This is a genomic window from Ohessyouella blattaphilus (genome assembly GCF_024721265.1).
GTDB lineage: Bacteria > Bacillota > Clostridia > Lachnospirales > Lachnospiraceae > Aequitasia > Aequitasia blattaphilus_A.
This window is the reverse complement of the sequence record NZ_JAMXOC010000015.1, coordinates 72,871-79,770: the sequence shown is the minus strand read 5'-3', so window position 1 is coordinate 79,770 and position 6,900 is coordinate 72,871. Positions and strand designations below refer to the sequence as shown.

9 protein-coding genes and 1 riboswitch are annotated in these 6,900 nt (G+C 44.2%); all 9 genes read right to left on the bottom strand.

All coding sequences use genetic code 11. The annotated features are described in order from the left end of the window. Positions 1-243 precede the first annotated feature (243 nt). Positions 244-1,263 (bottom strand): tRNA (adenosine(37)-N6)-threonylcarbamoyltransferase complex transferase subunit TsaD, encoded by a 1,020-nt coding sequence (gene tsaD / locus NHH16_RS10410; protein WP_262069539.1) that lies wholly within the window; start codon positions 1,261-1,263, stop codon positions 244-246. A gap of 3 nt (positions 1,264-1,266) precedes the next feature. Then, a complete protein-coding gene (locus NHH16_RS10405; protein WP_262069538.1) occupies positions 1,267-2,178 on the bottom strand; it encodes a ribonuclease Z in 912 nt (303 codons plus the stop codon). A 12-nt stretch (positions 2,179-2,190) separates the two neighbouring features. Further along, on the bottom strand, positions 2,191-3,333 hold the full coding sequence (gene tsaB, locus NHH16_RS10400; protein WP_262069537.1) for a tRNA (adenosine(37)-N6)-threonylcarbamoyltransferase complex dimerization subunit type 1 TsaB: 1,143 nt from the start codon (positions 3,331-3,333) through the stop codon (positions 2,191-2,193). Further along, on the bottom strand, positions 3,321-3,746 hold the full coding sequence (tsaE, locus tag NHH16_RS10395; protein WP_262069536.1) for a tRNA (adenosine(37)-N6)-threonylcarbamoyltransferase complex ATPase subunit type 1 TsaE: 426 nt from the start codon (positions 3,744-3,746) through the stop codon (positions 3,321-3,323). The genes tsaB and tsaE overlap by 13 nt, the downstream gene beginning before the upstream one ends. Before the next feature lie 18 nt (positions 3,747-3,764). Further along, a complete protein-coding gene (locus NHH16_RS10390) occupies positions 3,765-4,280 on the bottom strand; it encodes a YcxB family protein (RefSeq protein WP_262069535.1) in 516 nt (171 codons plus the stop codon). A 99-nt stretch (positions 4,281-4,379) separates the two neighbouring features. Next, the gene (locus NHH16_RS10385) at positions 4,380-4,928 is read right to left on the bottom strand and encodes an NADPH-dependent FMN reductase (RefSeq protein ID WP_262069534.1); all 549 of its coding nucleotides are present in this window, start codon (positions 4,926-4,928) and stop codon (positions 4,380-4,382) included. A gap of 96 nt (positions 4,929-5,024) precedes the next feature. After that, positions 5,025-5,648 (bottom strand): ECF transporter S component, encoded by a 624-nt coding sequence (locus NHH16_RS10380; protein ID WP_262069533.1) that lies wholly within the window; start codon positions 5,646-5,648, stop codon positions 5,025-5,027. Between the two features lie 141 nt (positions 5,649-5,789). Then, a riboswitch (FMN riboswitch) is annotated at positions 5,790-5,909 on the bottom strand. A gap of 53 nt (positions 5,910-5,962) precedes the next feature. Beyond that, complete coding sequence (locus NHH16_RS10375) at positions 5,963-6,340, bottom strand: YbaN family protein (protein WP_262069532.1); 378 nt, start codon at positions 6,338-6,340, stop codon at positions 5,963-5,965. Continuing rightward, positions 6,337-6,669: a nitrous oxide-stimulated promoter family protein gene (locus NHH16_RS10370; RefSeq protein ID WP_262069531.1), complete on the bottom strand. Its 333-nt coding sequence runs from the start codon at positions 6,667-6,669 to the stop codon at positions 6,337-6,339. Before NHH16_RS10370 ends, NHH16_RS10375 begins: the two co-directional genes overlap by 4 nt. Positions 6,670-6,900: the final 231 nt, after the last annotated feature.

Sequence of the window (6,900 nt, the reverse complement as noted above, 5' to 3'; positions counted from 1 at the left end):
ATATCCGTAAGTCATGCTTACATTTGAATATATCTCTTTTAGTTTGTTATAAAAGGCCCATCGCATAATCCCCATAAAAGCTGCATCTCGGAAAGATGCTCCCCTCTTTAGGTTTAATTGGATTTTGCCAGCATGATAAGCGTCATGACACGTCTTACATAACGTAGTCAGTTAAGACTTAGGCTAGCGGGCAAGAGCTCTTAACAAGCTCCGTCCATAGAACTATAGGCGTGGGTTATTGACTTAGCGTTCTCCTAATTTTAGATTTGGAACGGCATTTAAGTTCCAACCATCAGATACACCTTTTAAGTATTCGTAATACGCCGCCACCCCAATCATCACGGCGTTATCTGTGCAGTACACTGGGGATGGATAGTAAAGTTTAAAGCCATTCTCTGCGCAAGCTGTCTTCATCGCTTGGCGGAGGGCGCTATTAGAAGCCACACCGCCTGCCATCGTAATGGTCTTCATGTCATAATCTTTCGCTGCCTGAATTGTATGAGATACTAGGACATCGGTTACAGCCTTTTGAAAAGACGCCGCCACATCCGGCACGTTAATCTTAGCATCCTTCATTTTTTGCCCATTGATATAGTTAAGAACCGCGGATTTGACCCCGCTAAAGCTAAAGTCATACGGTGAATCCCCTACACTGGCGCGAGGGAATTCGATTGCTTCGGGATTACCTTCTTTTGCCACCTTATCGATCTTGGGACCGCCTGGATACCCCAGACCAATCGCTCTTGCCACCTTATCAAAGGCCTCACCGGCTGCGTCATCCCGGGTACGACCGATAATCTCGAACTCACCGTAGTCTTTTACCTTCACTAGGTGAGAATGGCCACCGGAGACGACGAGAGAAAAGAATGGTGGTTCTAATTCCTTATGCTCAATTAAATTCGCGGCGATATGCCCTTCGATATGATGCACGCCGATTAAGCGCTTTCCTGTGGCAAAAGCAATGGCTTTTGCTTCTGCCACCCCTACTAAAAGGGCACCTACAAGGCCAGGGCCGTAGGTTACCGCGACGGCGTCAATGTCACTTAGCGTGACCCCGGCGTCCACGAGAGCCTTTTCAATCACTTGGTTAATCCGTTCTATATGTTTACGAGAAGCGATTTCCGGTACCACCCCACCATATAGAGTATGAATGTCTATCTGGGAAGAGATGATATTAGAAAGCACCTGGCGGCCATTTTTCACCACCGCTGCTGCCGTCTCATCACACGAACTTTCTATTGCTAATATTAATACATCACTCATTATTTATGCTTCCTCAAAAGTTAAGGTTACCGTTCGGCGATCCTTCGCCGCAATGGTATTCTTAAAGATATTTTTCGCGTCTTCTACGTACTCCTCCGGGCGATTAAGAGAAGGGCTATAGTGGGTCAACCACAGCTCTTTTACATTCGCTTTCTTCGCTAGGGTCGCAGCTTCTTTAAAGGTCATATGCTTATATTCCTTGGCCTTCTTATCCTTATCCGGCTCACCATACATGCCTTCACAGATAAAAAGGTCAGACCCTGTGCCATTTTCTACAATCGACTGGGTGGGCCTAGTATCGGTACAATACGTAACTTTTAAGCCTTTACGGGCTGGGCCTAGCACCATCTCTGGGGTATAGCAGACACCATCAATCGTCACTTCTTCACCTTTTTGCAACCGTGTCCAAATCCTCTGGGGCACTGCTAGGGCATTCGCTCTTTCCACGTCAAATTTACCTGCTCGGTCAACTTCCATGGTGTAGCCGTAGCAGGTAACGTTATGATTCACTTTAAAAGCCTTTAGACGATAACCATTTAGCTGAAAGGTTTCTGCCGGACCGTTAATCTCAATACAGTTAATCTTAAAGGGTAACTCGGGAGCGATGACTCGCAGAGCACCGACTACCCGCTCTAAGCCTTTCGGTCCGATAAGGGTCAAGGGCTCTGTCCGGTCGGCATTTCCCATGGTTAATAAAAGTCCTGGCAACCCGCTGATATGGTCTCCGTGAAAATGGGTAAAACAGATTACATCGATAGGTTTAAAGCTCCACCCTTTTTCCTTGATGGCAATCTGAGTCCCTTCGCCGCAGTCCACTAGCAAACTGCTACCATTATAACGCACCATTAAAGAGGTGAGCCACCGATAAGGCAGAGGCATCATCCCTCCCGTTCCTAATAAACATACTTCTAACATTTTTTACCTCTATTATTTTCCTAGTTCTCTACTCATCAAGACCCCGTCTTCCACAGGGTTATCATAAAAATTCGGACGCACTCCGTCTTGGATAAAATTACCGCTTTCGTAAAAAGAAATCGCCGCTTTATTGCTCTCTCGTACTTCTAGGAAGATTTTCTTAATCCCGGCGTCCTCACACATACTTTCTAGAGCAAGAAGCAGATGGGTTCCGGCATTTTCTTTACGTTTTTCTTCCTTTACCGCTAAGCGCATCAACTCGCACTCATCGGCTGCCAAATACGCTACCAGATAGCCGTATATCTTGCCTTCTTTATAGGCACCGAGAATGAGAGCCTCTTCTCGCTTATAGCTTTCTTCGAGACCGCTCACTGACCAAGCATCGCTAAAGATTCGTCGCTCTAACTCTGCGATTTCGCCGATGTCTTCTTTACCGATTGGTTTGACCACCCAGTCTCTCCTCGTTCTTTCCTTACGCTCCCGCTCCGCTTGTGAATCCCGGAGATAATCCGGCGCAAACTCTGCTGCCGTAACCGTCTTTCCTTCCTTTAAATACTGAAGTGCCAGGGCCCCGTAGGCCGCTGCTCGCTGACGGTTCTGGTGAGGAAGCGCAAAGGCAAAGGGAACGCCTAATTCCTTTTCTATCTGTTCCTGAAAGGCGGGTACCCCGTCACCGAGAAAGATTACTTCTTCCCTTTGATTATTTAAAAAACTAAGGAGCTCTGCTATTGGTAGGGCGCTCCCTGGCATAATTTCCTCTACTTCTTCTGCCATCCGGTAAACAGCCGTATAAACCTGACCTCTTCTGGCATCCATAATCGGACAGATCAGGCGTTTATCGCCCGCTAGGTTATAAGCTAAGCCAGTAAGGGTAGGGATGGCAACGAGAGGTTTTGAAAGGGCCAGCCCTAGTCCCTTTACCGTGGAAGCACCGATGCGCAGTCCTGTAAAAGAACCAGGACCTGAGGATACGGCAAGGGCATCTATGCTTTCTAGGTCAAGGGCCAGCATCTTCTTAATCTCTTCTAGCATCGGTAGAAGGGTTTGGGAATGGGTCTTTTTAAAATTAACGGTGTATTCTGCTATCGTCACTTCTTCGTCTACAAGGGCTACACTAGCTACTAGGGAAGAACTATCAATCGCTAATATTCGCATACAGTAATCCTCCTATAATCAAAGCCTTTTTGGATCTCTTTTTCGATTATGATCTCATAGTGATGAGGAGGTAGAATATCTTCAATCATGTTCCCCCACTCGATTAAGCTGACCCCTTCCCCGTAGACGTATTCGTCAAAACCGATTTCATCCATCTCCTCGATATCACCGATTCGGTAAACATCAAAATGATAGAAGGGCAAACGCCCTTCCTCATAGATTTGTAAAATCGTAAACGTGGGGCTGTTAATCGTCTCATCTATTCCTAAGCCCTTAGCAAAACCTTGGCTAAAGACTGTTTTCCCTACACCCAAATCCCCAGTTAAAACGAAGGTCTCACCGGCCTTTGCTTTTTCTCCTAGTTCTTTTCCAAAAGCGTACGTTTCCTTGCTGCTGTATGTCTCTTTTATCATCTTTTTTCTCTTCTTTATTTATCTCTTTTTATCTATGCGATTAATTCTCACTGCCGGTGCCGGCATGTTTTTAAAAATCAAATCCACAACGGACGTATACTGATCTCCTAGCTGACTTGTGGGTAGAACAATGGCCTGCTTCTTGGCGTCAAAAAGCATAATAATGCCTTTTCTAGAAACGGCCTTCTTAAAGGCTTTCCAAGATGCTTTTCCGCTTCTACCACCAGTAGTCGTACGAATGCCTTCATCGGAAAACTCATAGGCAACCGGTACCCCAATCCGTTCGTGGCCTTTCAGCTGCTTTCTCATACTGCTTCTGATGTACATGGGAAAACCGACTAGAATCACCACCGCCATCAAAGCAAACAGCGCCATTTTCCCAAACTCTCTACGCTGCAAAAACACATAGACCAAGGCAATGTTCAAAATCCCCATTACAATTGATAAGATGCCTGCTCCCTTGGTGTACACTTGATACATGGTATATTCAACCATTGACTCCTCATCAAGGCTGATGTCTACTTTCACCGGCATATATTTGCCCTCCCACATTTCATTTTACCTGATTATATCATATCTCCCCGCAAAGAAAAACACTCCCGGCAGTTTTTCCGGAGAGTGTCTTCTAATCGTTTATTCTTCTATAAATTTGAGGAAAGCATCTTTTTGACGAAGCAAATACTTCTCGCTTTCGCCAAGCTCTAACTTACCATCTTTAATCAGTCCCATAGCGTGAGGAATGGTTAGTCTTGGCATATTCATAATGTCGGCATTTAGAAATGCCAATAAGGTCACCAAGTGATCTTGTGCCAGTGCCGTCCCCGACATCCCCGGACTGATTCCCGAAATTGCAATCTTCTTGCCATTCATAACCTGACCTTCCGTATTAGAAACTGGACGTGACATCCAGTCTAAGAAGTTCTTCAGAACGCCGCTGAAGAAATGATTATACTCAGGACAGAAAATCCAGATTCCATCGGCTTCTTTGATCTTCTCACGAGCTGTGGCTACCGCTTCTGGCGCTGGAAACTCAATATCCTGATTAAGTAGTGGTACCCCACTGTAATCTAATATTTCAAATTCTGCCTCGTCACCAACCAGCTCTTTTGCCTTCATTGCTAACATTCGGTTAAATGATCCTTCTCTTAAAGAACCTACAACTGCTAAAATCTTTTTTGCCATACAAACACCTCTTTCTGACTTTAATTACCGCCAGTATAGCATCTTTATTTGGCAAAATCCTCGGATATATCATACTTTTAGACTTTTTAGAAAATATTAATTGTTTCCCTTAAGAATGGGACTTACTTTTTTATAAATCACAAAGACCACTAAAGACACTAGGGTCCCTTTCAAAAGGTTAAACGGTGCTACGGCGAACAGCACGAATGTCAACATGCTATTGATGCTGCTATTAACGGCACTGCCCATACCAACCAAAGCATCTATAGGCATCGAAAACGCCTTTGCATAAGCCGGTAAAAGGATGTAAGCGTTTAAAAAGCAGCCTAGCGCTGTCATCAGTAGAGCCCCGCAAATCATTCCGATAACTGCCGTCTTTCTCGTCTTATGGCGACGATAAATAACGGCTGCCGGTACCACAAACGCTACCCCAATCAAAAAGTTAGCTAACTCTCCTACACCTGCAGTCAGTGTGCCCTTAACCGCAAAGTTAAGGAGAATTTTGATAAATTCAATGGCAACTCCTGCTAACGGTCCCATAGTAAATGCTCCTAAAAGCACCGGTACCTCACTAAAATCAATTTTGTAAAAGGCTGGGGCAAACGGTAGGGGTATTTCAAACAACATTAAAATCACCGCTATCGCTGATAAAAGACCAATCTGGGTCATCGTCCGCACCTTCGTTACACTTCTCTTTGCTTCCATTACATTTGTACTCATTCTTCTTTTCCTTCTTTCTTTTTTATTGTGTTTTAAAAGAAAGATAATCTTCGTCTTATCGGAAACCTTACGCTTCACGATAAAAAAGCCTCGAATAATAAAATTCGAGGCAAATAAACTAAATACACTAATTTACATTAGTTACATCTTCTTCCATCCAGACTTTACTGTCGGTCTTGGAATTACACCAAGTCAGCTGCTAAACGCAGGTCGCGGACTATCACCGCCGGTAGGGAATCGCACCCTGCCCCGAAGATCTCTTTTCTTTTGTATGCAAATTATAACCCTTTCCTAGTAGATATGCAAGCCCCTATTTACGCCTCTTCTTTATCCTTTCGCTTGACAATCACGCCAAAATAAACCATGTGAAAGAGCCACACAAAGAAAAGTACAATCTGTCCTATCGGCACCTTATGCATAACCACAAACCCAATGGTCATTAAAATCGTCACCAGCACCATAACTTTTATCTTCGTCTTCTTCGTCATCCCCTGCCCCTTAACGTAGGACTCTAGATTGTTTTTATACAGTTTGGTGCCAATGAACCAGTCGTTAAGTTTCTTAGAGCTTTTTGCAAAACACACGGCTGCTAATAGCAAAAAGGGAAATGCCGGCAGCAAAGGGACTACTGCACCGATGGCTCCAAACCCTAAGCCGATACAGCCGATTACCATCAAAATTATCTTTTTCATCTACGTCTATTCTCCTTCTTACTCTCATATACATGCCTAAACACTAATAGCGGGTGCACAAGTAACATCCTAGGACCACTAAAGCGCATTACTTTTCGTATTTCTTCTCGCTTTTCCACCTGATAACAATGCACCTTACAATTCGAACAAAAGGTTTTCGTTTCCATAAAAGGGCATCTCTCCGTCCGCTCATAGGCATACGCCTGTAAGCCCTGGCAGCTTTCACACAGACCTTCTAGATGCTTGTGCTTTTTCCGACAATAAAGGGCAATCATTTCTCCTAATAACTGTTTTTCAAAGGCTATTTTCTTTTCTATATTTTTGCTCATTAGCTTACTCTTCCTTTAGCCATCTCAAAGACCTCATCAGCAATATTCATTGTGGACCGCCGGTGGGACACCAGCACCACAGTTTTATCTTGTGCCGACTCTTTTAAAGACTTCAAGATAATCCCTTCGTTTAGAGAATCCAGATTGCTAGTTTCACTTTTTTACCATTTATGTCTTACATCAGCCTTGGGATAATTCACAACTTCCTAAACGCAAAATTCTGAAAATAAA